Raw genomic sequence first — 26,682 nt, forward strand, 5'->3', positions numbered from 1 at the left:
CCCATGCCAAGAACAACCGAGTGTAAAGTCACCTTCTTCTCTTCATAGCAGTCATTTATATGTTGAAAAATTAAAATGGATTTATATAAAAAAGAATATACTTCTAAAATGTTACAGGGGATTTTAATTGCATATGTATGCGATTTGTATTGTTTTTTCACATTGTTATATTATTGTTGAATAATAAAAGGATAACGTTGGATTGCAAAGGTTATAATAAAAAGAGAGTGATAGATAAACGGAATATGAGAAATTCCCCTGAAAAATAAAGTTCTTTATATTTACACTATTCAAAATATAAAAACTTTTAAAATCTAGTATGTTAGCGTTTTCATAACTTTTAAGTTATGCTAGAATAAGGACATAAGTTATTAATTATTAAAAAAAGAAAAAAGAATTCCTTTTTTCTGTTAATTATAAGGGGGCATTTCATTATGCGTATTGGGGTACCAACAGAAATTAAAAACAACGAAAACCGTGTGGCAATGACACCAGCTGGTGTTGTACATTTAGTTCGTAACAATCACGAAGTATTCATTCAAAAGGGTGCAGGTATAGGATCTGGTTTTACAGATGCTGAGTACGTTGAAGCAGGTGCAAAAATCGTTGATACAGCTGAAGAAGCTTGGAACATGGATATGGTAATGAAAGTTAAGGAACCAATTGAAAGCGAATACAAGCACTTTAGCGAAGGTTTAATCTTATTCACATACTTACACTTAGCTCCAGAACCAGAATTAACAAAAGCATTAATTGAAAAGAAAGTTGTTTCAATCGCTTATGAAACAGTACAATTAGAAAACCGTTCTTTACCATTACTTGCACCTATGAGTGAAGTAGCTGGTCGTATGTCTGCACAAATTGGTGCACAATTCCTTGAGAAAAACAAAGGCGGCAAAGGTATCTTACTTGCAGGCGTTCCAGGAGTAAAACGTGGTAAAGTAACAATTATCGGTGGTGGACAAGCTGGTACAAATGCTGCTAAAATTGCAGTTGGACTAGGTGCGGATGTAACAATCATCGACTTAAGTGCAGAACGTCTTCGTCAATTAGATGACATTTTCGGTAACCAAGTGAAAACTCTAATGTCTAACCCTTACAACATCGCAGAAGCTGTAAAAGAGTCTGATCTTGTAATCGGTGCGGTATTAATTCCAGGTGCAAAAGCGCCAAAACTTGTAACAGAAGAAATGATTAAATCAATGGAACCAGGTTCTGTTGTAGTAGATATCGCAATTGACCAAGGTGGTATTTTCGAGACAACTGATCGTATTACAACTCATGATAACCCAACTTATGAAAAACACGGCGTTGTTCATTATGCAGTTGCAAACATGCCAGGTGCGGTTCCACGTACATCAACTCTTGCATTAACAAACGTAACAGTACCATACGCAGTACAAATTGCAAACAGAGGCTACAAAGAAGCTTGCCTAGGCAACTCTGCATTATTAAAAGGTATTAATACATTAGCTGGTTATGTAACATTCGAAGCAGTTGCAGAAGCTCACGGTGTAGAATACAAAGGTGCAAAAGAATTATTAGAAGCAGAAACTGTATCTTGCTAATTGAAGCATAATACAAACTAAAAATCGAACAATATTTAATACAACATGATAAGAGCTAAGAGAGAAGACCTCTTAGCTCTTCTTAGTCAAAGGGGGCATACATCGTGGCCAACCTATTTAAAAAGAAATCCGTTACGCAACTGTTAGGGGAAAGTCAAAGTAAAACTTTGACGAAAACACTAGGGGCATTTGACCTAACAATGCTAGGGATTGGTGCGATAATCGGTACAGGAGTTCTTGTATTAACTGGATTAGTGGCAGCAAGAGATGCTGGTCCAGCAGTTATTTTTTCATTTATGATTGCAGCAATTGTTTGTGGATTTGCAGCATTATGTTATGCGGAAGTTGCTTCGACACTTCCTGTTTCAGGTAGTGTATACACATATTCTTATGCAACAATTGGTGAGTTTGTAGCCCATTTAATGGGATGGACGTTACTATCTGTATATGTTGTAACAACAGCGGCCGTAGCTGGCGGATGGACAGGTTACTTCCATAACCTGATAAGTGGATTTGGATTGGAAATTCCAAAAGCGCTGTTAACGATTCCATCTCAAGGTGGTATTGTGAACTTGCCAGCAGTAATCATCACGCTCGTATTAACATGGTTGTTATCACGTGGTACGAAAGAGAGTAAGCGTGTAAATAACGCAATGGTATTAATTAAAATTGCTATTGTTGTCTTATTTATTGCAGTTGGTGTATTCTACGTAAAACCAGAGAACTGGGTACCATTTACACCGTACGGTTTAAGTGGAGTCTTTGCCGGAGGAGCAGCAGTATTCTTTGCTTTCCTAGGTTTTGATGCATTAGCAACTTCAGCAGAAGAAGTAAAAAATCCACAGCGTGACCTTCCAATTGGTATCATTGCTTCGTTAGTTATTTGTACGATCATTTATGTTGCAGTTTGTCTTGTTATGACTGGTATGGTTTCTTATAAAGAATTAGATGTACCAGAAGCAATGGCTTATGTACTAGAAGTTGTCGGACAAGATAAAGTAGCTGGTGTAATTGCTATTGGAGCCGTAATTGGTATTATGGCTGTAATTTTTGCTTATATTTACGCAACAACACGTGTATTCTTTGCAATGAGTCGTGACGGTTTATTGCCAGAATCTTTTGCGAAAATTAACAAGAAGACAGAAGCACCAACATTTTCAACTTGGTTAACAGGGATTGGTAGTGCTTTAATTGCTGGATTTATCGATTTAAAAGAATTGTCGAATTTAGCGAATATTGGAGCGTTATTAACATTTGCGATGGTTGGTGTATCTGTTATCATTCTTCGTAAAACACATCCGAATTTAAAGCGCGGATTTATGGTACCACTTGTACCAATTTTACCAATCATTTCAATCGCATGTTGTCTATTCTTAATGTTCAATCTACCATTAACAACATGGATGTACTTCGGTGCTTGGTTAGCAATTGGAGTAGTTGTATACTTTGTTTATTCGAAAAAACATAGTCATTTAAAAGAAGATACAAGTTCGCAAGATAGCTTAGAAAAAGCTAATTAAGGGGATATAATAAATTGTAAGCCTTGTGTGCCTAGGGAGCGCGCAAGGTTTTTTCTTTTGGTCAAAGGAGGAAAAAGTAGTATCTTGTAGAATTTATATGTTGAAATATTCAAAGGGATGAAATGATGGTTGTAAAAGACGAATTAAAAATTGTTGTTGGTGCAGGAGAAATTAACAATAACCCAGGATGGTTACATACAAATGAAGATGAATTGAATTTATTAAAAAGAGAAGATTGGATAAAAAGGTTTGATAGTAACTCTTTAGAGGTAATTTTAGCGGAGCATGTATGGGAGCATTTATCATATGAGGAAGGTGTAGAAGCAGCGAAAGTGTGTTATGAATTTTTAAAGAACGGTGGTTATATTCGCTGTGCGGTTCCGGATAGCTTTTTCCCGGATGAAGAATATCAAGAAGGGGTACAAGTTGGGGGACCTGGACCACTAGATCATCCAGCGGCGAGCCATAAAATTGTTCACAATTATAAAACGATAATATCCATGTTTGAGAGCGCAGGATTTCAGGTGAAGCTTTTGGAGTATTGTGATGAGAGCGGAGAGTTTCATTATAATGATTGGGATGAAAAAGAAGGATTTATTTATCGGTCTAAACGCTTTGATCATAGAAATCAGGATGGAAAGTTAGGGTTTGTTTCTTTAATTGTTGATGCAGTGAAAGGTGAATAAATGAAGAAAAAAGGATGTACGAAAGGATAGAAACTTTCGTACATCCTTTTTGTATGAAGAATATAACGGATGTGGAAAATAAGTGATATGTTTTTAAATTTGAACAAAATGTTCGGAAAATTTGTTACGGATTTTATTGACACATATGAATGGGCGCTCATATAATGAAAGTATAAGATATATGAATGGTTGTTCATATGTTCAAATGAAGAGGTGAGCTATAATGGCTGAAAATAAAGTAGAAACATGTCAAGAAGCATGTTCTCAAACAATTATCCATGGAGAAGTTGTTGATCAAGTGAAACAAACGATTCCAGCTGACGAAAGTTTAAGTAAAGTGGCAGAATTATTTAAAGTATTAGGTGACTGTACGCGTACCCGCATTTTACACGTATTATTTGAAGCAGAAATGTGCGTATGTGACTTAGCGTATTTACTCGGCATGACACAATCATCTATTTCTCATCAGTTGCGTGTTTTAAAGCAAGCAAAACTTGTGAAAAACCGTAAAGAAGGAAAGGTTGTGTATTATTCATTAGCTGACCATCACGTAATTCATATCTTTGAGCAAGCATTTGAACACGTAAATGAGGAAGAATAGAAAATAAAAGCACAAGGAGGGAGAAAGATGGCAGAAGCACTAGTGAAACGAAAACTTGTGTTAGAAGGATTAGATTGTGCGAACTGTGCGATGAAAATTGAAAAAGGGGTCGGAGGATTAGAAGGTGTCTCCTCTTGTTCCATGAACTTCGCAACTAAGACAATGACTTTAGAAACAGAACAAAATAAAGAAAATAATGTTGTTGCTGAAGCGAAACAGCTTGTTACGAAATTAGAACCGCACATTCAAGTAAAGGATGAACAGAAAACAAAAGTTGTAAAAGAAGTATTTGTATTAGAAGGGCTAGATTGTGCAAATTGTGCAATGAAGATTGAAACAAAGGTAAAAGAGATGCCTACGGTTTCAGAGGCCGCTGTTGACTTTGTATCGAAGAAATTAAAAATAGAAGTGGCAAATAAAAAAGAGCTTGAAACGACAGTACAAGATATTAAAAATATTGTTCATAAATTAGAGCCAGATGTAAAAGTTGTCCGTGAAGAAAAAACAGGTCATGATCATGGACATAGTCACGATCACGGTGAAGGAAATGTGAAGAAAATGCTATGGCGCTTAGCGATTGGTGGTGTTTTAACAGGAGTCGCTGCACTTGCAGGATTACCACAAATGATAACAATTCCACTTTTCGTTATCGCATATTTACTCATTGGTGGAGATATTGTTTGGCGAGCTGTGAGAAACATAACACGCGGGCAAGTATTTGATGAAAACTTTCTAATGGCAATCGCTACACTTGGAGCATTTGCAATCGGGCAATATCCAGAGGCTGTCGCAGTTATGCTGTTTTATCAAGTAGGTGAGTTATTCCAGAGTATTGCGGTGAATCGTTCTCGAAAATCGATTACTTCATTAATGGATATTCGTCCTGATTATGCAAACGTTAAAGTTGGCAATGAAACAAAACAAGTCTCACCGGAAGATGTACAAATTGGAGATTATATCATTGTTAAACCAGGTGAGAAAGTACCATTAGATGGGAAAGTAGTTGAGGGAACATCAATGGTAGATACTTCAGCATTAACAGGTGAATCTGTACCGCGTGAAGTAGAAGTTGGGAAAGATGTATTAAGTGGTTTTGTGAACCAAAATGGTGTGTTAACAATTGAAGTAACAAAAGAATTTGGTGAATCAACTGTATCGAAAATTTTAGATTTAGTACAAAACGCAAGTAGCCGAAAAGCACCAACAGAAAACTTTATTACGAAATTTGCGCGTTACTATACTCCGGTCGTAGTTATTACAGCAGCGGCATTAGCGTTTATTCCACCTCTTATTTTAGAAGGGGCTACATTCTCTGATTGGATTTATCGTGCATTAGTGTTTCTTGTTATTTCTTGTCCATGTGCATTAGTGGTATCTATTCCACTTGGATTCTTTGGCGGTATTGGTGGAGCCTCTAAAAACGGTATTTTAATCAAAGGAAGTAACTATTTAGAAGCACTGAATGATGTGAAACATATCGTCTTTGACAAAACAGGAACATTAACAAAAGGTGTATTCAAGGTAACGAAGATGGAGCCAAATGGAGCAACTACAAAAGAAGAACTCCTTGAATATGCTGCATTTGCGGAAGTTTATTCAAATCATCCAATTGCACAATCTATTCGAAGTGCATATGGAAAATCAATTGATGAAAATATGATTGAGGATTATAGTGAAATTTCCGGTCATGGTACAGTTGTAAAAGTACAAGGTAAAGAAATTTTTGCGGGCAATGCAAAATTAATGAAAAAAGAAAATATTACATTTGAACAGCCGCAAACAGTGGGCACGCTTGTTCACGTTGCTGTAGACGGTGCATACGCTGGTTATATTGTCATCTCAGATGAAGTAAAAGAGGACTCAAAACAAGCAATTCAAAAGTTGAAAGAACTTGGTATTAAGAAAACGGTAATGTTAACAGGTGATGCGAAATTAGTTGGAGAAGCTGTTGGTAAGGAGCTTGGCTTAGATGAGGTTCACGCTGAATTATTGCCACAACAAAAAGTAGAAGAAATTGAAAAAATTGATAGTGCAAAACAAGCGAAAGAAAAAGTTGCGTTCGTTGGTGATGGTATTAATGATACACCAGTATTAGCGAGAGCAGACGTCGGGATTGCGATGGGTGGATTAGGATCTGATGCAGCAATCGAGGCGGCGGATATTGTAATCATGACAGATGAACCTTCTAAAATCGCAACGGCTGTCAAAATTGCCAAACGTACACGGAACATTGTATGGCAAAATATTATCTTTGCACTTGGTGTGAAAGGACTGGTCTTATTACTTGGTGCATTTGGAATTGCAACAATGTGGGAAGCTGTTTTCTCAGATGTGGGTGTTACGCTACTTGCTGTATTGAATGCGATGCGTGTGCTTAGAGTGAAAGATTTGTAAAATAAAGTGAAACTTTAATCAGTGGGGGATATCTCCCACTGATTATTAGCCCTCACGAATCGGGCTTTTACGGGCAATTTATCTCCCAGCTAACTTCTTTTGCTGAACTTTGAGGTGGGGGATATTACTGCCCGTAAATAGCGGGGTAAAAAGAGAAGCGAAGGCTTCTCTTTTTATTTTTGTATATTTTTTGCAACCTGATCCCGTACGGTTTGAATGTAATTCATTTTATGATCCCAGCATTCTTGGCTTAAATCTACAGGATATTCTTCGGGATTTAGTGTTCTCATATATTCTTCCCAAAATAGTGCTAAGCTGTTTTCTGTGTATTTTTGAATGTCTAATATGTTAGGTAATTCATATGTTCTTTTACCATTTTTGAAAATGTTATGATGAAGCTCGCGTGCTTCAAAGTTTGTCACGAATTTACTGATGTACGTATGGACAGGATGGAACATTTTTAAACGTTCTTCCTGCTCAGGTTCTTCTGATTCTAAAGCGATATAATCACCTTCTGCATGATTGTTAACGCGATTAATGATTCGATAAATTCGTTTTAATCCTGGCGTTGTAATCTTTTCAGGATTAGAAGAGATTTTAATCGTATCATTTAATGTGCCATTCGCATCCTCAATCGCAACTAACTTATAAACAGCTCCTAAGGCAGGTTGCTCAAATGATGTAATTAATTTTGTTCCGACGCCCCATACATCAATTTTTGCCCCTTGTGATTTTAAATGCATAATTGTATATTCATCTAAATCACTAGAAGCGATGATTTTTGTATTTGTAAATCCAGCTGCATCAAGTAGTTTTCGTGCCTCTTTTGATAAATAAGCCATATCGCCGCTATCAAGACGAATACCATAAAAATCAATGCGGTCACCAAATTCTTTCGCGATGCGAATGGCATTTGGTACACCAGATTTTAATGTGTCGTATGTATCGACAAGAAAAACACATTTTTTATGTGTTTCAGCATACTTTTTAAATGCAATATATTCATCACGGTATGCTTGGACAAAGGAATGAGCATGCGTACCAGCAACTGGAATACCAAATCGTTTTCCAGCACGGACATTGCTTGTAGAAGAAAATCCACCGATAAAGGCTGCGCGTGTACCCCAAAGGGCCGCATCAAATTCATGAGCACGGCGTGTGCCAAATTCTAATAGTTCATCATTGTTCGCTGCATGTTTCATGCGAGCTGCTTTTGTAGCGATTAATGTTTGGTAATTCACAATGTTTAACAAGGCGGTTTCAATAATTTGAGCTTCACCAAGCGGTGCGTCAACGCGCAATAATGGCTCGTTATTAAAAACAACTTCTCCTTCTTGCATACTACGAATTGTCCCGGTAAACCTCATGTTTTGTAAATATTGTAGAAACTCTTCTTCAAATTGTAGCTCTTTTAAATAAGTGATATCACTTTCGGTAAAACGAAAATTCTCTATGTATTCTATAATTTTTTCAAGACCAGCAAAAATGGCATAACCATTTTTAAATGGAAGCTTTCGGAAATATAAATCAAAAACAGAGCGGCGATTATGAATGCCGTCTTTCCAATATGTATAAGTCATGTTGATTTGATATAAATCTGTATGTAAGGCGTAACTATCATCTTTATAATGATTCATTGTGAAAACACCTCCGTAATTTGGTTATATTATATCGTTTTTTCTAGTTTATGCCAAAGAATCCATTTCTAATAAGAAAGAGTGATTTTAATGTTTGGTAATATAGGTGATATAACATGTTTTTAGCATGAAATTTAGCTACTTCAATTGGAATAAAACAAATTTATCGAAAAACTTTTAGAAAATTTACATTTATCAATTTATATTTTTGGCATTTTTATGTATTATTAAAGTAGTGGGGGTAAATGAGAATGGAGGAGGACAATGCAACAAACTTTAGAAAAAATCGGCAAACAAGTTTTTTATAAGCGGCTGCAGCAAAAAATGACACAAGAAGAATTATGTCAGGGCATTTGTTCCGTCTCATATTTAAGTAAGATTGAAAATGGAAAAATAGAAGCATCGGAGGAAATCTTGCAGTTGCTCTGCGCGAGGTTAGAGATTGCCGTGTCGGATTTGAGAGATGTAGAAGAAGAAGTGAAAGAGAAATTAGATGATTGGTTAAATGCATTAGTTCATTTGGACAAGCAACAGGTTGAACGCATATATAACGAATTACAGTCTGAAATGAAAAATGTCTTAGATTTTGAAATTATAAATTATTATAATCTGCTGTATACACGTTATTTGATTATGAAAAGAGATCTTCCTGCGCTTGAAGAAGAACTAGAGAAATTAAAGAAGATGTATAAGAAGTATTCTCCGTTTCAGAAGTTGCTGTATACGTATAGTAGGGCTTTATTATATTGCATGCAATATAAATATAAACAGGCATTAGAGCATTTGTTAAAAACAGAGTCTATGGCGAAAGAACAAGGTTATTATGAAACGGGGATATATTATAATTTAGCACTTACGTATAGTCAGATGGAAATCGATCATATGACATTGTACTTTGCGAATGTTGCGTTAGAAGGTTTTCGAAATGAATATAAGTTTCGGCATGTAATCAACTGTCAACTTTTAATCGCTTTCAGTTATATACGAAAAAAACAGTATAGTGAAGCTATGGGAATTTATAATCATATTTTAAGAGAGGCTGATTCTTTTGCGGATAAAGATAATATCATGTCAATTGCCTTGAATAATATGGGGTACTTATATTATCGTCAAAATAATTATGAAAAAGCAAAAGAATATTATTTGGAGGGTCTACAGTATAAAAAAGAAGAAGATTTAAATTATATTGATGCTATGTATGAGATTTCTTTGCAATGCATTCAGTTAAAAGAATTTGAAGAAGCGAGAGGTTGGATTGAAAAAGGAATTTCTGCTGCAAGAAAAGATGACAGATATAAAAGTATGTTGCACTTATTATTAATTCTTCAATATAAGTATTATGGAAAAAAAGAGGTATATAAGAAGTTTTTAGAAATAGAGGCAGTGCCTTTCTTTAAGGGTGAAAAAAATATGAAAGATTTAAAGAAGGTATACTTAGAATTAGCGGAATACTTTGAAGAATCATCGGAATTTCAAGAAAGTAATCGATATTATAAATTAGCAATTATGTTGTTAGAAGAAGAAGGAGGGGTTATAGTATGAAAAAGATAATCTTAGGAACCTTTGTAATTATAACGGTTTTAGCGGTAGCATTCGATGTGCAGTGTGCTTGGAAACCAGATAACTATGGTCAAGAAACGAATGCAGCAGAAACAGTAAATGTATAATAAATTACCAAGAAAGGCCCTTTCCAAACGGAAAGGGCCTTTCTCAATAATTGTTCGCCAAAATTCTACAAAACTTGAGAAAAGATTTTTTTGAATTTTCAGTATATCAATATTGGAAACCTAATGCTAATATAAAATTACTCTTTTTCAAAAAATTTTTTATTAGGGGGAAGGTTATATGAAAAAGAAGAGTTTAGCATTTGTATTAGCGGCAGGAATGGCAGTTACAACATTTGGAGGGACAAGTTCTGCATTTGCAGATTCAAAGAATGTGCTCTCTACGAAAAAGTACAATGAAGCAGTACAGTCACCTGAGTTTATCTCTGGAGATTTGACTGGAGCAACTGGAAAGAAAGCAGAATCTGTTGTATTTGATTATCTAAATGCAGCAAAAGGAGAGTATAAGTTAGGGGAAAAGAGTGCAGAGGATTCTTTCAAAGTGAAACAAGTGAAAAAAGATTCTGTAACTGATGCAACAGTGGTACGTATGCAACAAGTATATGAAGGTACACCAGTATGGGGGTCTACTCAACTAGCTCATGTTAGTAAAGATGGTTCATTGAAAGTTTTATCTGGAACAGTTGTACCTGATTTAGATAAAAAGGAAAAATTAAAAAATAAAAATAAGATTGAAGGCAAAAAAGCAATTGCAATTGCACAGCAAGACTTAGGATTAACTCCAAAATATGAGGTAGAGCCATCAGCAGATTTATATGTATATCAAAATGGTGAGGACACAACTTATGCATATGTTGTGAAATTAAACTTCTTAGAGCCAAAACCAGGAAACTATTATTATTTCATTGAGGCAGAAAGTGGTAAAGTATTAAATAAATACAATACAATTGATCATGTGAATGGTGAAAATCAAGCACCACTTAAGCAAGAAAATGCTAAACAGGAAGGTAAAGCAGTTGTAAAACCTGTTACAGGGACAAATAAAGTTGGAACAGGTAAAGGTGTACTAGGAGATACAAAATCTATTAATACAACACTATCTGGATCTACTTATTATTTACAAGATAATACACGTGGAGCAACGATTTTCACATATGATGCGAAAAATCGCTCTACATTACCAGGGACATTATGGACAGATACAGATAATGTTTTCAATGCAAGCCGTGATGCAGCTGCAGTAGATGCTCATTATTATGCGGGTGTAACATATGATTATTATAAAAATACGTTTAATCGAAACTCCGTTAATGATGCAGGGGCGCCGTTAAAATCAACGGTCCACTACGGAAGTAATTACAATAATGCTTTCTGGGACGGTTCACAAATGGTATATGGAGATGGTGATGGAGTTACATTCACTTCACTTTCAGGTGGATTAGATGTAATTGGACATGAATTAACGCATGCTGTTACAGAAAATAGTTCGAATTTAATTTATCAAAATGAGTCAGGTGCGTTAAATGAAGCGATTTCTGATGTTTTTGGTACATTAGTAGAATACTATGATAATCGTAATCCAGATTGGGAAATTGGTGAGGATATTTATACGCCTGGCAAATCGGGAGATGCGCTTCGCTCTATGAGTGATCCAGCGAAATATGGCGATCCAGATCATTATTCTAAACGTTATACTGGTTCAAGTGATAACGGTGGTGTTCATACGAACAGTGGTATTATTAATAAAGCGGCTTACTTACTAGCAAATGGTGGTACGCATTACGGTGTAACAGTAAATGGCATTGGTAAAGATAAAGCAGGCGCAATCTATTATCGTGCAAATACACAATATTTCACTGAATCTACTACGTTTAGTCAAGCGCGTGCTGGCTTAGTACAAGCAGCTGCGGATTTATATGGTGCGAACTCTGCTGAAGTTACAGCGGTGAAGCAGTCATATGATGCAGTTGGTGTAAAATAAGGTCCATTCTTCTTTAGAAAAAATAAAAAGGAGCAGATGCTCCTTTTTATTTTTTCTTCCACTTCTTCCATGTATATAATACTCCGATGCAACCGGCAATCGTGATAATCCACTTTGCTTCACTTGTTCCGTTCATGACATGGTATGCAGAATACACTTCAATGAGTAATGCCGGTATTTTTCCTAGTGTACTTGCAATACTGAAAGAGAATAACGATATTGTTCCTAATGCTGCAAATAAGGTGATAATGCTTGACGGAATAAATGGAACAAGCCGAAATGATAGAACGAGTAAAAAGGCTTCTTTACCTTGTACATAAAGAAGGCGTTCTACTTTTGGATAATTGTTTAATTTGTTATGAGTCAATTTTTGAAAACCTAGTCGATAGAAATAAAATGAGACAATTGCTCCCAATGCTTCGCCTGCGATTGAAATAATTGTTCCATCTGTTAAACCGAAAAGTTGTATGTTGATGGCTGTTAAAAATATGCTTGGAATAAATCCTGCCAAGCTGATGATGATATTGAATAGAATACTGAGTGGAATTGCAATCGTGTGATGCTCTGTGAGTAAATTGTGAATCATTTCTTGCATATAGTTATAGTCCTTTGTCTTTTTTAGCATTACACCATATTTGGTCAATATAGGCAAGTGTGGATTTTAATTAAAAAATATAAATTTTCACAGTTAAAAACTTGCAACATTATACCCCTTACGGGTATAATGTATATAAAGGAGGGGGTATACAGATGAACCATTGTTCAAATCAAGAAAAGATGGTTCCGCGAACGGACGAAGAGATCGAGAAGGTTGTAAAACGCTTAAAAAGGATTGAAGGTCAAGTGCGCGGTATACAAAAAATGATTGAAGAAAATCGTTATTGTGTAGATGTATTGATTCAAATTTCTGCGGTGCAAGCAGCGTTAAATAAAGTCGGTTTTTCATTGTTAGAGCGACATACAAATCATTGTGTCGCTAAAGCGATTCAAGAAGGTAATGGAGATGAGTCTATTCAAGAGTTAATGAAAGTCATCAAACAGTTCTCAAAATAGAAAGGAGACGAACTGTATGGGTCAGACAAAACAGATCACGGTTGGTATTGATGGGATGACATGTTCAGCTTGTTCAGCCAGAATTGAGAAGGTGTTAAATAAGTTAGAAGGTGTAGAAGTAAATGTAAATTTAGCTATGGAACAAGCAACGGTTCAATACGATGTGGACGCGCAATCTGCAGAGTCAATCACAAATCGTATTGAGAAACTTGGTTATGAAGTTCGGACGAAAAAGGTAAGTCTAGATATTGATGGAATGACGTGTGCCGCATGTTCAAATCGGATTGAAAAAGTAATTGGAAAAATGGAGGGAATCGAGAGTATTACTGTTAATCTGGCGATGAACACTGCAACAATCGTATATAAAGATGGCCCTATTACTATAGAATCTATTTTAGAAAAAATAACGAAACTCGGTTACAAAGGAAAGCTCCAAGAAGAGACTGAACCAAATAAAAAAGCAGACAAATTAAAAGGGAAACGAAAACAGCTATTTCTTTCTATTCTGTTATCATTACCGCTTCTCTATACAATGGTAGCGCATATGCCATTTGAAACGGGGGTATGGATGCCGCATTTTTTAATGAATCCGTGGGTGCAATTATTGTTTGCAACACCAGTACAATTTTATATCGGTTCACAATTTTATATTGGCGCATACCGTTCTTTACGAAATAAAAGTGCGAATATGGATGTGCTTGTTGTACTTGGTACATCAGCCGCGTATTTTTATAGCTTATATGAAGGTTTGAAAACATTACAAAATCCATCGTATTCACCGCAGCTGTATTTTGAAACGAGTGCAGTGCTCATCACATTAATTCTTGTTGGAAAATATTTCGAATCTGTTGCGAAAGGAAGAACAACGGAAGCGATCTCAAAATTAGTAAGTCTACAAGCAAAAGAGGCATTGGTCATTCGTGATGGACGTGACATGTTAATTCCAATCGAAAGTGTTGTTATTGGTGATACCATTGTTGTAAAACCAGGTGAAAAGATACCTGTAGATGGTATTGTTTTATCAGGTATTTCGTCAGTTGATGAGGCAATGATTACCGGTGAATCAATCCCCATGGATAAACAGGTCGGTGATGCTTTAATAGGTGCAACAATTAATAAAAACGGTACGTTAACAATGCGTGCTGAAAAAATTGGAAAAGATACAGCCCTTGCAAATATTATTAAAATTGTGGAAGAAGCGCAAGGGTCTAAAGCACCAATTCAGCGCATGGCAGATACAATTTCTGGTATATTTGTTCCAATCGTTGTTGTTGTTGCAGCAGTTGCCTTTTTAATTTGGTACTTTGCCATTACTCCGCAAAATTTACCGCAATCTCTTGAAGTAGCTATAGCAGTATTAGTAATTGCCTGCCCTTGTGCACTGGGACTGGCAACACCAACTTCTATTATGGTTGGAACAGGGAAAGGTGCAGAGAAAGGAATTCTTTTTAAAGGTGGAGAGTATTTAGAAGCAACGCATAAAATTAATGCTGTTTTATTAGATAAAACGGGTACGGTTACAAAAGGGAAACCAGAAGTAACAGACGTAATGATCCTGCAAGATGACATGCTTTTATTTGCGGCTTCCGCAGAAAACGTTTCTGAACATCCGCTAGCCTCTGCAATTGTAGAATATGGAAAACAAAATCAAGTTTCTTTACTACCTGTAGAAACGTTTCGTGCAGTACCTGGGCATGGAATTGAATCGATTATAGAAGAGAAATCAGTTATCATTGGGACTCGAAAATTAATGAGTGAACACAGCGTCAATATAGCGGAATATGAGAATGTAATGATTGAGCATGAAGCAAACGGAAAAACGGTTATGCTTGTAGCAATTGCGGGTCAGTTTGCAGGAATGATTTCTGTTGCCGACACGATAAAAGAAAGTTCAAAAGAAGCTATTCATACGATGCAATCTGCGGGAATTGATGTTTATATGGTAACAGGAGACAATAAACGAACTGCTGAAGCAATTGCAAAACAGGTTGGTATCAATCATGTATATGCAGAAATATTGCCAGAGCAAAAGGCAAATATTGTAGAACAATTACAGCAAAAAGGAAAGCAAGTAGCAATGGTTGGTGATGGTATTAATGATGCTCCAGCACTAGCGAAAGCGGATATAGGGATGGCGATTGGAACAGGTGCAGATGTAGCAATTGAAGCAGCTGATGTTACATTGGTTGGAGGAGATTTAGGGCATATTCCACAAGCAATTGATTTAAGCCAAAAAACGATGAAAAATATTCGTCAAAATTTATTTTGGGCATTATTTTATAATGCGATTGGTATCCCCATTGCGGCAAGTGGCTTGTTAGAACCTTGGGTAGCTGGAGCAGCGATGGCATTTAGTTCTGTTTCGGTTGTAACGAACGCTTTGCGTTTGAAGCGTGTTAAAATATAAAGTGAAGCCAATGTTTTTACGAGCAATACACCTTATTATAGGTTATGCTGCTCATAAATAATAAATAAAAGATTTATAATTAAGGAGGAATTGGAAATGACTGTAACATTGAATGTACAAGGAATGACATGTAATCATTGTAAAATGGCTGTGACAAATGCATTGCAAGAACTAAACGGAGTAAATGGCGTAGCAGTTGAATTGCAAGCGGGCACAGTAGCTGTTGAATATGATGAAGCAAAAGTGAATATAGAGCAGTTAAAAGATGCCATTGAAGAGCAAGGATACGATATTGTATAAAGTGAAATTGTTATCAATCAGGCAAATGTTCATGTAGAAAAAATAAGACAAAGCGTGTAGGGTTTTAGAATTCTACACGCTTTTTTTATATGTGAAATTGACTTTTTGTGAAGTTACGATAATAATCATGAAAGAGGTGATATGATGAAACGATTATGGGGTACTTTCTTGAGTAGCTTGTTTGCAATGGTTCTTATCTTAAGCGGTTGTGCGGGACAAGAGCAAAACAAAGCGAACCTGAAAGAAAATAATTCAACATCAGTAGAAAAAATTAAAGATACGATTTTAGATGAAATGGAAGGACCACCGAAAAATGGCCATACGATAGAACGACATGTTGGGAAAACAGAAGATGAGCTAAAGAAGCGGTTGCAGACAGATAAAGTATCAGCTGCAAGTACATATTATGATAAAGAGATAGCAACAAAAGCTGTAAAAGATAGCTTAAAGCAACATGAGCAGGAAATTGAGAAATGGTTAAAGAACTCCAAAGAAAATCGTCTTGTATTAAATACGAAGCATTCATTTCCTGTTGGAAAAACGGTATTAAAGCGAGATATGAGTGTAAAAGATAAGCTTATGAATACAGTTACCGTTTTGGCGAGAGATAAATCAGGGGCATTAGGATTTAAAATCATTACTTCCTATCCATCAGATAAGTAAGAAAGGGGGGGAAGCATGTATCCGACACTTCAATATTTCTTAAGAGCATATTGCACGTTAAGTGTGTATGAGGATGAAATAATAAATGTAATGACTGAGTTTCTAGAACAAGAGGATCAGGAAACAATTGAAAAATTAAAAAGCGAGTTATTACATATAAAGCAGACAGAGGCATGGGAAGAAGGTTGTTTAATAGTAGCTAAACAAGGAAGCCGTATATGGTCTTTAGAAGAGACGAGGGAACATATGGGGACATTTGTACGTTTATTGCAAAATAAAAAGGCGTGAATCATCACGCCTTTTTGTATACGCTTTTTGAAATTTGGCCATTTGAGATGACTTGACCGTTTTGTGTTACTTTTTTATATGTGACAGCCGTAATTTTATTTTCAGTCTCGCCAATTACTTTTGATGAAACTTCTACGTTCTTGCCAGTAGGTGTACCGAAAATACGTGTAGTTATGCTGCTACCATTGGAAAACGCTTGAATGTAAATATATTTGCCAGTATTATTTTTGAATTTTAAATCTGGGCCATAATCTGCTACAGCAGCATCTTGACCAAGTGGCAAGTAATGAACAGGCATAGAGTGGTTACTACGAGCAACAACTCCTAAATCAGCACGTAATGCTGCCCCATATAGGGTACTACTCACTTGGCAAACCCCACCACCGGCGCTCTGGACAACTTTTCCTTGTAGGAATACAGCAGCAGATTTATAGCCATGCGCAGCATCTGTAATACCAACGCGTTCATTGAAACTAAATGTTTCATCAGGTGCTACAATTGCTCCGCTTAAAGTATTAGCAGATTTGTTTACATTAAAGGATTGGCTCCCGTTTCGACCAGCCATAGGAGTAGAATATTCAGCAATCACTTGTGTAATCCCCATATTTTGCATATCTTCTGTAGAGCGTTCGGGCTTTATGGAGGCAATTGGGAGCTGAATATCTTGTGTACCAGCAGTAATTGCTTTTGCTGTTAATTCTTTTAATTTATCTTTATCAACTTTTTCGCCATTTTGACTTTGACTAATATTTATTGTTGTTCCGGAAATACTTAATTCAGCATTTACAGGTTCCTCTAAGGTTTCATTATATTTTTCTTTTATAAAGGCTTCATAAGTAGTTGTATTTAACTGTGGCGTTAGTTTATATTCACGTTTTAACTCGCCATTTTCAGCTTGTTTTCGCATTTTATAGCGATTTATCACATTTCCTTTTTGCTCTTTAAAGATTTTTTCGACAATTTCCGTTTCTTTATATTCAACACCTAAGTCTTTCCACGTATAAGCTTGTGTATTGCCTTGGAATGTATAGTTAAGAGATTTTTTGTTTGATTCATCAATTTTTTGTTGAATAATTTCTTGAACATCTTTTTTACTTTTACCATCAAGAGAAGTGCCTTCAAATGTAGTATGTGGTAATACATTTATATCAAGCTGTTTATTCAATTTAGACACGTATTGATAACCACCAATCCCACCTGCACATAGTAATATTCCACCAGTGACAGCAGAACCAATCAGTAAGTTACGTAGCTTCATTTACTTCCCCCCAAAAAATTAATATATAAGGTCATATGTATTCATTTTTAATGTATGAATGATAAAAATAGTATTATGTATGTACTAGTATACTATTATTTTAATTGCGGGTGTAATATTTTTATAAAAAACGTTACAATTTTGTAACATTTGTCTCTTTTTGTCATTATTTGCGAAAGAAAATGAAAGTATTTTGTTGAAAATTATAATAAAAAGGCTGCTGGGAAAGTCCTAGCAGCCTTTTTATTATAATTTTTTATGTTCAGTTTTATTCGTAACATCGAGATGTTGTTTCAATGTTTTAGATATGTCCTGTACACTCTTTTCGTCAGGAATGTAGTAGTAGATGCCACCTATATATTTATCTTCACCTTTTACTTGGAGTTTATCCATCTTTAGATTTGAGCCCATTGTGCTCTTTGTAATTGTCATCATGTCATCAAATGTTAAGTTTGTTTTTAAATCATGATCAACAGCATCTAATAAGCTGCTAATTTTATTAATGGAATTTATGGATAGCGCTTTTTGAGCAATGGCTTCCAAAACAAGTTGCTGACGCTGACCACGCATATAATCGCTGTCGATATGACGAGTTCTAGCTAAAGCAAGTGCTTCTTCACCATTTAAATGCTGACGCCCTTTTTTTAGATGGATTGCACCTGGTTCGTCCTTACTATTTTGTTCTGTAAATTCAACAGGAACATCAACATCGATGCCACCAAGGGAATCTACAATTTTTATAAAGGATTTAAAGTTAAATTTAACATAATAGTCAACAGGAACATTTAAAAAGTTCTCGACTGTATCAATTGTACTATCTACGCCTCCAAATACGTGAGCATGCGTAATCTTATCTTGTTTATCGCGTGATTTAATATATACAAGAGAGTCACGTGGTATACTAACAAGTTTTACTGATTTATCATTTTTATTAATTGTTGCAAGTAATAATGCATCGGTACGCGTTGCTTTGCCGTAAGATTTTTCACGGAGGTCACTTTCATCAACACCCATAATAAGGACAGAAACATTGTCCGTCATCGGCTTAACAGCTTTTTCTCGTTTATCCGATTTATCTCCTCTATCTAATTTAGAATATGCATTATTTACAATTGATTTTGCTTTACTGTATATATGGAAGGAATAGCTTCCGCCACCAATTGTTACAATAAGTAATGGAATGAGAATAAACCATAGTAGGCGTCTTTTTTTAAATCGCCTCTTTGAGGTTCTATTCGTGTTTTCTACATCAGATTTCATTATTTAGTTCTCCTTTAAATCATTCAATTTGCATATTATCTTATAATGCATAGACGAGACACATAAAAGACATTGTACGCTAAATAGATGTTGTTGTACATGTATAAAAAAATAGATGTCTCGAGTATTTATGAGACATCTATTCGTATTGTATACAAAAAGTATGAATAAGAAAAGGATTAAATTTTACCTTCTTATAGCATAATGCTTACAATAATTGCAGATAAAATGCTGACGAGTGTCGCACCGTACAACAGTTTTAAACCGAAGCGAGCAACGACATTTCCTTGTTCTTCATTTAATCCTTTAACGGCACCAGAAATAATTCCTATAGAAGAGAAGTTTGCAAAGGATACAAGAAAAACTGAAATAATGCCTACTGTACGAGGAGTGAGGCTGTTTGCAAGCTTACTGAGATCCATCATGGCTACAAATTCATTCGTTACAAGCTTTGTAGCCATAATACTTCCTGCTGCGACAATTTCGTTACTTGGCACACCAATAAGAAAAGCGATAGGAGAGAAAACATAACCAAGTAATTGCTGAAATGTAATTCCAAAAATAATATGGAATAAATCATTGATACAGCTAATTAAGGCAACAAATCCAATCAGCATAGCACCGACAACAATAGCAACACGAAATCCATCTAGAATGTATTCTCCAAGCATCTCAAAAAAGGTTTGCTTTTCACCCTTAATTTCTAAAATATCTTCTTCTTCTTTAACATCATATGGATTAATAATAAGTACGATAATAAAGCCGCTAAATAAATTTAAGACAAGAGCAGTTACTACATATTTTGGTTCAATCATTGTCATATAAGCACCGACGATTGACATCGATACGGTCGACATGGCGGAGGCGCATAGTGTATAGAGACGATGCTTTGGAATTTGCGCAAGCTGTTTTTTTACGGTAATGAATACTTCTGATTGGCCTACAATGACAGAAGCGACAGCATTATAAGATTCAAGCTTTCCGAGTCCATTTATTTTACTAAGGAAAAAACCGATCCAACGAATACAGAATGGTAATATTTTAAAATGTTGTAAAATACCAATTAAGACGGAGATGAAGACAATTGGTAAGAGTACATTTAAGAAGAAGGGCATTTCACCTTTATTCGTAATACCACCAAATACAAAGTTTACCCCAGATGCAGCATAGGCCAATAATTTCGTAAATACATTAGAAATCATGGTTACAAGTATGAGGCCGATTTCTGTATTTAATAGTAAAAAGGTTAAAATTAACTGTATAATAAGCATAATGAAAATCGGTTTGAATTTGATATGCTTTTTATTGTTACTTGCAATGAAGGCAAGAAAGAAAACAACGGCAAGACCGAGAAAAAAAGTAACAAATTTCATAATAAGCCTCCTTATGATATGTTCTGTTATATAGGTTTTTCATTTCAAGGGAGAATATGCATGTTAGGTAAAGAGAGGAATGAAGTAGAGTATGAATATATCTAGAGTGCATCATATTGCAATCATTTGTTCTGATTACAAAATATCTAAAAATTTTTATGTTAATATATTGGGATTTAATGTGTTGAATGAAGTTTACAGAGAAGAAAGGGATTCGTATAAATTAGATTTATGTGTAGGAGGACAGTATCAAATTGAGTTATTTTCATTTCCAAATCCTCCAAAGCGGCAAAGTTTTCCTGAAGCAGCTGGTCTTAGACATTTAGCATTTGCAGTTACAGATATACATGAAGCAGTGGGGCATCTAAAGCGATGTGGAATAGAGACAGAGCCAATACGTGTTGATGAAATAACAGGGAAACAGTTTGTGTTTTTTCAAGATCCTGATTGTTTACCATTGGAGTTATATGAGGACTAAAATTGGGGAAATTTATATAGGTTTGCTTTTTGACAAATGAAGAGAATAAGAACAAAGTGAAACTTCCATTCGTTTTTCATTCAATCAACTTCTTTGATTGGGAGAAAACTTCTTTTAAAAAGGAGGTGTAACTTTAGCTAAGAAAAGCTAAAGGTGTTCTTTGGAAATTGCTAAATTAATCATGGTTGTTATTCTTATTGCATTAACTGGTTTTTTTGTGGCAGTTGAATTTGCGATTATAAAAGTGCGTAGTAGTCGCATTGATCAGCTTGTAGGAGAAAAAAAACGTGGCGCACTAGCAGCTAAGAAAGTGATTTCAAATTTAGACGAATATTTATCCGCATGTCAGCTCGGAATTACAATTACAGCTCTAGGACTAGGTTGGTTAGGCGAACCAACGATAAAGCATGTATTAGAGCCGTTATTTTTAAAAATTGAATTTTCACCTGCAATTGCGAGTACTGTTTCTTTTATTATTGCATTTGTCGTTATTACATTTTTACATGTTGTGATTGGAGAGCTAGCACCAAAAACCTTTGCCATTCAAAAAGCGGAGCAAGTAAGTTTGTTGCTATCTCAGCCGCTCATTTATTTTTACCGGATTATGTATCCGTTTATTTGGGCTCTAAATGGCTCAGCTCGCCTCGTGACTGGCATATTTGGATTATCCCCTGCTTCTGAGCATGAAGTTGCACATTCAGAGGAGGAATTAAGACTTATTTTATCGGAGAGCTATAAAAGCGGAGAAATTAATCAGGCGGAATTTAAATATGTAAATAATATTTTTGAATTTGATAATCGGTTAGCAAAAGAAATTATGGTTCCACGCACTGAAATAGTTGGTTTATATGAAGATGAACCGTTCGAAACACATATTAAAGTGATTGGACAAGAAAAGTATACAAGGTATCCTGTATTTGGAGAGGATAAAGATGAGATTATTGGGATGGTTAATGTAAAAGACTTATTTATTCGCTATATGGATGGTGGACAAAACGAAGAATGTTCTATTATTCCGTATACGAGACCTGTTATTGAAGTTTTGGAAAATATCCCAATCCATGACTTGTTACTGCAAATGCAGAAAAGAAGAATTCCCCTTGCCGTTTTATATGATGAATATGGGGGGACGGCGGGAATTGTAACACTTGAAGATATTTTAGAGGAAATAGTTGGTGAAATTCGGGATGAATATGATGAAGATGAACATCCACCCATCGAACATATAAGCGAAACGTATAAAATTATCGATGGAAAAGTACTCATTAGTGAAGTAAATGATTTGCTCGGTTTACATTTGTTTGCTGACGATGTAGATACGATTGGTGGTTGGATTATGATGCAAAAACAGACAATTATTGAAGGTGATGTCATTGAAACGAATGGCTGGATTTTCAAAGTTCTTGAAAAAGATGTGCATCAAATTAAACGAGTAGAAATAAAGAAAGTTGAAGCGGAAGATACAGCAATTGCGTAATCTTTATAAATTAGAAGTATGAGTGCGTCATCGATTTTGCAGAAAAACAATATTGTTTGCGCTTTCAAAAAAGGTGCTATATATTGAAGGAAGATATAGAAATATATCTCTTACAAAAATCATATCTTTATAGAAATCGTTTTTAGGTCATCGATTAGAATGAAAAGTATAGGTGATGAAAAATGGTAGCAACGAAAGGGATACGTATTGAAAAAGATTTTTTAGGAGAAAAGGAAGTACCAAATGCAGCTTACTATGGTGTTCAAACATTACGAGCAGTAGAAAATTTTCCGATTACAGGATATCGTATTCATACGTCATTAATTAAAGCAATGGCAATGGTTAAAAAAGCTGCAGCACGTGCAAATATGGAAACAGGTTATTTGCACGCAAATATTGGGGAAGAAATTGCAAAATCGGCTCAGGAAATTATTGATGGGAAGTTTCATGAGCAGTTCATTGTAGACCCAATTCAGGGCGGGGCAGGGACTTCTATTAATATGAATACAAATGAGGTTATTGCAAACCGTGCACTTGAGAGAATGGGGCATGAAAAAGGAAACTATGCAATCATTAGCCCGAATACACATGTGAACATGGCGCAATCAACAAATGATGCGTTCCCAACAGGAATTCATATTGCGGCGCTTATGATGTTAGAAGAACTTCTTATTACAATGGATGCACTTCATCGTGCATTTACCGATAAAGCAAAAGAATTTGATCATGTGATAAAAATGGGGCGTACACATCTGCAAGATGCAGTTCCAATTCGTCTTGGGCAGGAATTTGAAGCATATAGCCGAGTGCTTGGGCGTGATATAAAACGCATTAAGCAGTCTCGTCAACATTTGTATGAAGTGAATATGGGCGCAACGGCTGTTGGGACCGGATTAAATGCAAATCCAATTTATATTGAGCAAGTTGTAAAGCATTTATGCAGTATTAGCGGATTTCCACTAGTTGGTGCAGAACATTTAGTGGATGCAACGCAAAACACAGATGCGTATACAGAAGTATCAGCAGCACTAAAAGTATGTATGATGAATATGTCTAAAATTGCAAATGACTTGCGCATTATGGCATCTGGCCCACGTGTCGGATTGGCTGAAATTCAATTACCAGCTCGTCAACCAGGATCATCTATTATACCAGGAAAAGTAAATCCAGTTATGGCAGAAGTAATTAATCAAGTGGCCTTCCAAGTTATTGGAAATGACCATACAATATGTTTAGCATCAGAAGCAGGACAATTAGAACTAAATGTAATGGAGCCGGTGTTAGTATTTAATTTAATTCAATCCATTAGTATTATGAATAATGCATTCCGCGTATTTCGTGAGTATTGTATTAAAGGTATTACTGCAAATGAAGAATTGTTAAAACAATATGTTGAGAAAAGCGTTGGGATTATTACAGCGGTGAATCCTCATATTGGATATGAGACGGCATCTCGCATTGCTCGCGAAGCGATTGAAACAGGTAAATCTGTTCGTGAGCTTTGCTTAGAGCATGGTGTGTTAACAGAAGAGGAACTTGATATTATTTTGGATCCATATGAAATGACACATCCCGAAATTGCTGGTGCGTCGCTATTGGAGAATAAAAAATCCTGATACTGTGTGTATTAGGATTTTTTTATACCAAAGTATAAGAATGAGTGAATGGTTAGAAAGAAGAAGATAAAAAAACGATCCCACGTGAGGGATCGTTTTCATCTTTTAAAAGATATTAAATATAGAGTTAAGTTGAAGTAAACTAATTATGACTAAGAAAATCAAACTATATTTCATTGCTGTTTTAAATAGGACAGATTCTTTACCAACTAGTCCAACTGCCGCACAAGCAACTGCTACAGATTGTGGTGATACCATTTTTGCCATTGTCCCGCCGACTACGTTTAAAGCAACAAGTGTAGAAGGTACGATATCTAATTGTGCTGCAGTTACTGCTTGAAGTGGTGCAAATAATGAACCACTTGATACTACAGAACCAGTTAAGAATACGCCAATCCAACCTAAGATTGGAGATAAGATTGGGAAGGCCTTACCAGTAGATGATAAAGCTAGTCCAAGAGTAGAAGACATACCAGAGTAGTTTGTTACATATGCTAATGCAATTACACTACAAATTGTATAAATTGGAGCTTTCAACTCTTTTAATGTTTCAATAGTTAGTTCTTTAACCAATTGGCCTTTTGCGCGATATACAAGTAAAGATACGATAATTGCTAGTACAATTGCAGTAGTTGTAGATGAAAATACATCTAGCTTGAAGATTGCTGCAAATGGTGTATCCGCATTTACAATTGGTGTTGTTTTAATAACGTGATTGTGTAAACCAGGAATCTGGATATTAAATACTAAGTTTGCTAACGCACCGTTTGGAGCGAATAAACTTTTGATTGCTTTTAAATTGAAAATTGTTACGAATGCAGTTAAGAATGCAAATGGTGACCAAGCGTATAAAATTTGTTTCATTGTGTAGCTATGTTTTTCTACTTGTTCTTCAGTTTGAGCTGAAGATTTTGGTTGCCATACACGCAGGAATAATGCAAGTGCAACCATGCTGACAACTGCAGCGAAAATATCAGTTAATTCTGCGCCAAGGTAGTATGTTACAACGAATTGAGTAATAGCGAAAGAACCACCACTTACAAGGATACCTTGCCAAGTTTCTTTAATTCCTTTAAAGCCATCTACCATTGCAACAAGTAAGAATGGTAATACAAAGCTAATGAAAGGTAATAATGTTACAGTTTGACGACCGACAGTTAAGGCATCTATTTGTGTTAATTGAGCAGGTACTGTAACTGGAATACCCATTGCTCCCATTGCGCCACCAGCAATATTTGCAACTAAACAAATACCTGCTGCTTTTAATGGGTTAAATCCCATACCTACAAGTAATGCTGCTGTAATTGCAACTGGTACACCAAATCCAGCTGCACCTTCTAAGAAAGCACCGAAAGAATAAGCGATTAATAACACTTGAAGGCGACGGTCATTTGTAATACTTGAAATACTGTCGCGAATGACATTAAATTGTTCAGTTTTTACTGTTAATTTGTAAAGGAAAATAGCTGCAATAACAATTGTACAAATTGGATAAAATCCAGCTGCTACACCAAATGCAGCTGATGATACAGCCATAGTTGCAGGCATTTTGTAAACGAATATGGAAAGAATGATTGCTAAAATTACGCTATAAAGTCCTGATAAATATCCTTTGATCTTAAATACTGTTAAACAAAGAACAAAGAATAAGATTGGAAGAGCAGCGACAAGTGCTGATAACCAAATGTTGTTCAACGGGTCATAAATTTGTGTCCAAGTATTCATAATAATGACAACTCCTATCTATAATATGTGAAGACATTCACATTATTTGTGAAAAAATTCACAATCAACTTACATTGCCTAGTATATTCCTCTTCAACACTATTGTCAACGTAAAAAAGTATAATTATTCCATGATAGTGTTAACTGTAAAAATTCCGTTACATTTTGTTCATAAACTAGACAAAAAGAGGAATCGTGTATATTAAAGTACACGATTCCTAATTTATCCCGCATTAACGGGCAGTAAGATCCACACTTCAAGATTTAGAGGGAAATGAGGAAGATAGGTGGGGATGAAGAAAACCCCACTGATGGACTCTCCATATACTCAACCATATTTTCATATGTCATTGGTCCTACATGTTTAAAATGAATAATTCTTTTGTCATCAAGAATAAAGGAGGAAGTTTTGGATAATTGTATAGTCAAGTGCAATATTAATTAAGACTATTATTAACCGCTTTTTAATTGTGGATCCTCCTCTTTACCAAAATTTAACTCTTTTCATCGTAACAAAGCAATTTTTATAGGTCGAATAACTAAAAAGATTACATTCACATATCATTTAAGAACAATATTTTACAATATTATTACGGTAAATATTGTGAGTGAAAAAATATAACAAAAAGGTTGAGAAAACAGCATTTAGAAGCAAAGTATTCCGATCTGTATTTTTTGCTTTTTCACTAAGCTGTGTAGTATAATATTCAAAATCAGCAGGGGTTTCTGCCCTTAATTGTATGTTGATAAAAGGAGGAAATATTTTTTTTATTTTAGGTTGATAAAGTTGTGTCGTAACAGGAAATATAAAAACAAATATATAAAAATAAAT

General features: G+C 35.4%; 22 protein-coding genes. 16 read left to right on the forward strand and 6 right to left on the reverse strand.

Features of this window, described 5'->3' with window-relative positions; translation table 11 throughout:
- The first annotated feature begins 434 nt into the window (after positions 1-434).
- From ald to JDS96_RS03445, 5 genes are all read left to right on the forward strand, one after another.
- Positions 435-1,568 carry an alanine dehydrogenase gene (gene ald, locus JDS96_RS03425; RefSeq protein WP_199666022.1) on the forward strand — a complete coding sequence of 378 codons (1,134 nt, stop codon included), beginning with the start codon at positions 435-437 and terminating at the stop codon, positions 1,566-1,568.
- 104 nt (positions 1,569-1,672) lie between these two features.
- The gene (locus JDS96_RS03430) at positions 1,673-3,088 is read left to right on the forward strand and encodes an amino acid permease (RefSeq protein ID WP_097786923.1); all 1,416 of its coding nucleotides are present in this window, start codon (positions 1,673-1,675) and stop codon (positions 3,086-3,088) included.
- A gap of 122 nt (positions 3,089-3,210) precedes the next feature.
- Complete coding sequence (locus tag JDS96_RS03435) at positions 3,211-3,774, forward strand: class I SAM-dependent methyltransferase (protein WP_003205860.1); 564 nt, start codon at positions 3,211-3,213, stop codon at positions 3,772-3,774.
- A gap of 223 nt (positions 3,775-3,997) precedes the next feature.
- Positions 3,998-4,375, forward strand: a complete 378-nt coding sequence (locus JDS96_RS03440) for an ArsR/SmtB family transcription factor (RefSeq protein WP_199666023.1) — start codon at positions 3,998-4,000, stop codon at positions 4,373-4,375.
- A gap of 27 nt (positions 4,376-4,402) precedes the next feature.
- On the forward strand, positions 4,403-6,769 hold the full coding sequence (locus tag JDS96_RS03445; protein WP_199666024.1) for a heavy metal translocating P-type ATPase: 2,367 nt from the start codon (positions 4,403-4,405) through the stop codon (positions 6,767-6,769).
- Between the two features lie 173 nt (positions 6,770-6,942).
- Here the strand turns inward: JDS96_RS03445 and JDS96_RS03450 are convergent, their stop codons facing one another.
- The gene (locus tag JDS96_RS03450) at positions 6,943-8,406 is read right to left on the reverse strand and encodes a nicotinate phosphoribosyltransferase (protein WP_199666025.1); all 1,464 of its coding nucleotides are present in this window, start codon (positions 8,404-8,406) and stop codon (positions 6,943-6,945) included.
- Between the two features lie 264 nt (positions 8,407-8,670).
- Here JDS96_RS03450 and JDS96_RS03455 point away from each other — a divergent pair, with 264 nt between their 5' ends.
- The 3 genes from JDS96_RS03455 (at position 8,671) to JDS96_RS03465 (ending at position 11,952) form a co-directional block, all read left to right on the forward strand.
- Complete coding sequence (locus JDS96_RS03455; protein WP_018765585.1) at positions 8,671-9,948, forward strand: helix-turn-helix domain-containing protein; 1,278 nt, start codon at positions 8,671-8,673, stop codon at positions 9,946-9,948.
- Positions 9,945-10,073 (forward strand): NprX family peptide pheromone, encoded by a 129-nt coding sequence (locus tag JDS96_RS03460; protein WP_018765584.1) that lies wholly within the window; start codon positions 9,945-9,947, stop codon positions 10,071-10,073. Before JDS96_RS03455 ends, JDS96_RS03460 begins: the two co-directional genes overlap by 4 nt.
- 178 nt (positions 10,074-10,251) lie before the next feature.
- A complete protein-coding gene (locus tag JDS96_RS03465) occupies positions 10,252-11,952 on the forward strand; it encodes a M4 family metallopeptidase (RefSeq protein WP_199666026.1) in 1,701 nt (566 codons plus the stop codon).
- Positions 11,953-11,998: 46 nt separating this feature from the next.
- On the opposite strand, the gene JDS96_RS03470 is transcribed toward JDS96_RS03465, so the two are convergent.
- Complete coding sequence (locus tag JDS96_RS03470) at positions 11,999-12,547, reverse strand: TVP38/TMEM64 family protein (protein WP_199666027.1); 549 nt, start codon at positions 12,545-12,547, stop codon at positions 11,999-12,001.
- A gap of 155 nt (positions 12,548-12,702) precedes the next feature.
- Here JDS96_RS03470 and JDS96_RS03475 point away from each other — a divergent pair, with 155 nt between their 5' ends.
- From JDS96_RS03475 to JDS96_RS03495, 5 genes are all read left to right on the forward strand, one after another.
- Positions 12,703-13,005 carry a metal-sensing transcriptional repressor gene (locus tag JDS96_RS03475; protein WP_098206485.1) on the forward strand — a complete coding sequence of 101 codons (303 nt, stop codon included), beginning with the start codon at positions 12,703-12,705 and terminating at the stop codon, positions 13,003-13,005.
- 16 nt (positions 13,006-13,021) lie between these two features.
- Positions 13,022-15,412 carry a heavy metal translocating P-type ATPase gene (locus JDS96_RS03480; protein WP_199666028.1) on the forward strand — a complete coding sequence of 797 codons (2,391 nt, stop codon included), beginning with the start codon at positions 13,022-13,024 and terminating at the stop codon, positions 15,410-15,412.
- A gap of 96 nt (positions 15,413-15,508) precedes the next feature.
- Positions 15,509-15,712, forward strand: a complete 204-nt coding sequence (copZ, locus tag JDS96_RS03485; RefSeq protein WP_003195128.1) for a copper chaperone CopZ — start codon at positions 15,509-15,511, stop codon at positions 15,710-15,712.
- A 144-nt stretch (positions 15,713-15,856) separates the two neighbouring features.
- On the forward strand, positions 15,857-16,375 hold the full coding sequence (locus JDS96_RS03490; RefSeq protein ID WP_199666029.1) for an RNase A-like domain-containing lipoprotein: 519 nt from the start codon (positions 15,857-15,859) through the stop codon (positions 16,373-16,375).
- A 15-nt stretch (positions 16,376-16,390) separates the two neighbouring features.
- A complete protein-coding gene (locus JDS96_RS03495) occupies positions 16,391-16,663 on the forward strand; it encodes a hypothetical protein (RefSeq protein WP_018765579.1) in 273 nt (90 codons plus the stop codon).
- Positions 16,664-16,667: 4 nt separating this feature from the next.
- Here the strand turns inward: JDS96_RS03495 and JDS96_RS03500 are convergent, their stop codons facing one another.
- The 3 genes from JDS96_RS03500 to JDS96_RS03510 all read right to left on the reverse strand — a co-directional run bounded on the left by JDS96_RS03500 (position 16,668) and on the right by JDS96_RS03510 (position 20,554).
- The gene (locus JDS96_RS03500) at positions 16,668-17,921 is read right to left on the reverse strand and encodes a VanW family protein (RefSeq protein ID WP_199666030.1); all 1,254 of its coding nucleotides are present in this window, start codon (positions 17,919-17,921) and stop codon (positions 16,668-16,670) included.
- Between the two features lie 246 nt (positions 17,922-18,167).
- A complete protein-coding gene (locus JDS96_RS03505) occupies positions 18,168-19,184 on the reverse strand; it encodes an LCP family glycopolymer transferase (RefSeq protein ID WP_199666130.1) in 1,017 nt (338 codons plus the stop codon).
- A 191-nt stretch (positions 19,185-19,375) separates the two neighbouring features.
- Positions 19,376-20,554 (reverse strand): NupC/NupG family nucleoside CNT transporter, encoded by a 1,179-nt coding sequence (locus JDS96_RS03510; RefSeq protein WP_199666031.1) that lies wholly within the window; start codon positions 20,552-20,554, stop codon positions 19,376-19,378.
- A gap of 91 nt (positions 20,555-20,645) precedes the next feature.
- Between JDS96_RS03510 and gloA2 the strand changes: the two genes are divergently transcribed.
- The 3 genes from gloA2 (at position 20,646) to aspA (ending at position 24,125) form a co-directional block, all read left to right on the forward strand.
- The gene (gloA2, locus tag JDS96_RS03515; protein WP_199666032.1) at positions 20,646-21,032 is read left to right on the forward strand and encodes an SMU1112c/YaeR family gloxylase I-like metalloprotein; all 387 of its coding nucleotides are present in this window, start codon (positions 20,646-20,648) and stop codon (positions 21,030-21,032) included.
- A 160-nt stretch (positions 21,033-21,192) separates the two neighbouring features.
- The gene (locus tag JDS96_RS03520; protein ID WP_199666033.1) at positions 21,193-22,509 is read left to right on the forward strand and encodes a hemolysin family protein; all 1,317 of its coding nucleotides are present in this window, start codon (positions 21,193-21,195) and stop codon (positions 22,507-22,509) included.
- A gap of 182 nt (positions 22,510-22,691) precedes the next feature.
- Positions 22,692-24,125 (forward strand): aspartate ammonia-lyase, encoded by a 1,434-nt coding sequence (gene aspA, locus JDS96_RS03525; RefSeq protein WP_199666034.1) that lies wholly within the window; start codon positions 22,692-22,694, stop codon positions 24,123-24,125.
- Between the two features lie 105 nt (positions 24,126-24,230).
- On the opposite strand, the gene JDS96_RS03530 is transcribed toward aspA, so the two are convergent.
- Entirely contained in the window at positions 24,231-25,850 is a 1,620-nt protein-coding gene (locus JDS96_RS03530; RefSeq protein ID WP_003205851.1) for a lactate permease LctP family transporter, read from the reverse strand.
- Positions 25,851-26,682: the final 832 nt, after the last annotated feature.

It is taken from the genome of Bacillus cereus group sp. N21 (genome assembly GCF_016483395.1).
GTDB classification, from domain to species: Bacteria; Bacillota; Bacilli; order Bacillales; family Bacillaceae_G; genus Bacillus_A; species Bacillus_A pseudomycoides.

What these genes read in the sequence shown, in the direction of transcription:
- ald (WP_199666022.1), top strand. Translation starts at nt 435, where the DNA reads ATGCGTATTGGGGTACCAACAGAAATTAAAAACAACGAAAACCGTGTG.
- JDS96_RS03435 (WP_003205860.1), top strand. Translation starts at nt 3,211, where the DNA reads ATGATGGTTGTAAAAGACGAATTAAAAATTGTTGTTGGTGCAGGAGAA.
- JDS96_RS03440 (WP_199666023.1), top strand. Translation starts at nt 3,998, where the DNA reads ATGGCTGAAAATAAAGTAGAAACATGTCAAGAAGCATGTTCTCAAACA.
- JDS96_RS03445 (WP_199666024.1), top strand. Translation starts at nt 4,403, where the DNA reads ATGGCAGAAGCACTAGTGAAACGAAAACTTGTGTTAGAAGGATTAGAT.
- JDS96_RS03450 (WP_199666025.1), bottom strand. Translation starts at nt 8,406, where the DNA reads ATGAATCATTATAAAGATGATAGTTACGCCTTACATACAGATTTATAT.
- JDS96_RS03455 (WP_018765585.1), top strand. Translation starts at nt 8,671, where the DNA reads ATGCAACAAACTTTAGAAAAAATCGGCAAACAAGTTTTTTATAAGCGG.
- JDS96_RS03460 (WP_018765584.1), top strand. Translation starts at nt 9,945, where the DNA reads ATGAAAAAGATAATCTTAGGAACCTTTGTAATTATAACGGTTTTAGCG.
- JDS96_RS03465 (WP_199666026.1), top strand. Translation starts at nt 10,252, where the DNA reads ATGAAAAAGAAGAGTTTAGCATTTGTATTAGCGGCAGGAATGGCAGTT.
- JDS96_RS03470 (WP_199666027.1), bottom strand. Translation starts at nt 12,547, where the DNA reads ATGCAAGAAATGATTCACAATTTACTCACAGAGCATCACACGATTGCA.
- JDS96_RS03475 (WP_098206485.1), top strand. Translation starts at nt 12,703, where the DNA reads ATGAACCATTGTTCAAATCAAGAAAAGATGGTTCCGCGAACGGACGAA.
- JDS96_RS03480 (WP_199666028.1), top strand. Translation starts at nt 13,022, where the DNA reads ATGGGTCAGACAAAACAGATCACGGTTGGTATTGATGGGATGACATGT.
- copZ (WP_003195128.1), top strand. Translation starts at nt 15,509, where the DNA reads ATGACTGTAACATTGAATGTACAAGGAATGACATGTAATCATTGTAAA.
- JDS96_RS03490 (WP_199666029.1), top strand. Translation starts at nt 15,857, where the DNA reads ATGAAACGATTATGGGGTACTTTCTTGAGTAGCTTGTTTGCAATGGTT.
- JDS96_RS03495 (WP_018765579.1), top strand. Translation starts at nt 16,391, where the DNA reads ATGTATCCGACACTTCAATATTTCTTAAGAGCATATTGCACGTTAAGT.
- JDS96_RS03500 (WP_199666030.1), bottom strand. Translation starts at nt 17,921, where the DNA reads ATGAAGCTACGTAACTTACTGATTGGTTCTGCTGTCACTGGTGGAATA.
- JDS96_RS03510 (WP_199666031.1), bottom strand. Translation starts at nt 20,554, where the DNA reads ATGAAATTTGTTACTTTTTTTCTCGGTCTTGCCGTTGTTTTCTTTCTT.
- gloA2 (WP_199666032.1), top strand. Translation starts at nt 20,646, where the DNA reads ATGAATATATCTAGAGTGCATCATATTGCAATCATTTGTTCTGATTAC.
- aspA (WP_199666034.1), top strand. Translation starts at nt 22,692, where the DNA reads ATGGTAGCAACGAAAGGGATACGTATTGAAAAAGATTTTTTAGGAGAA.
- JDS96_RS03530 (WP_003205851.1), bottom strand. Translation starts at nt 25,850, where the DNA reads ATGAATACTTGGACACAAATTTATGACCCGTTGAACAACATTTGGTTA.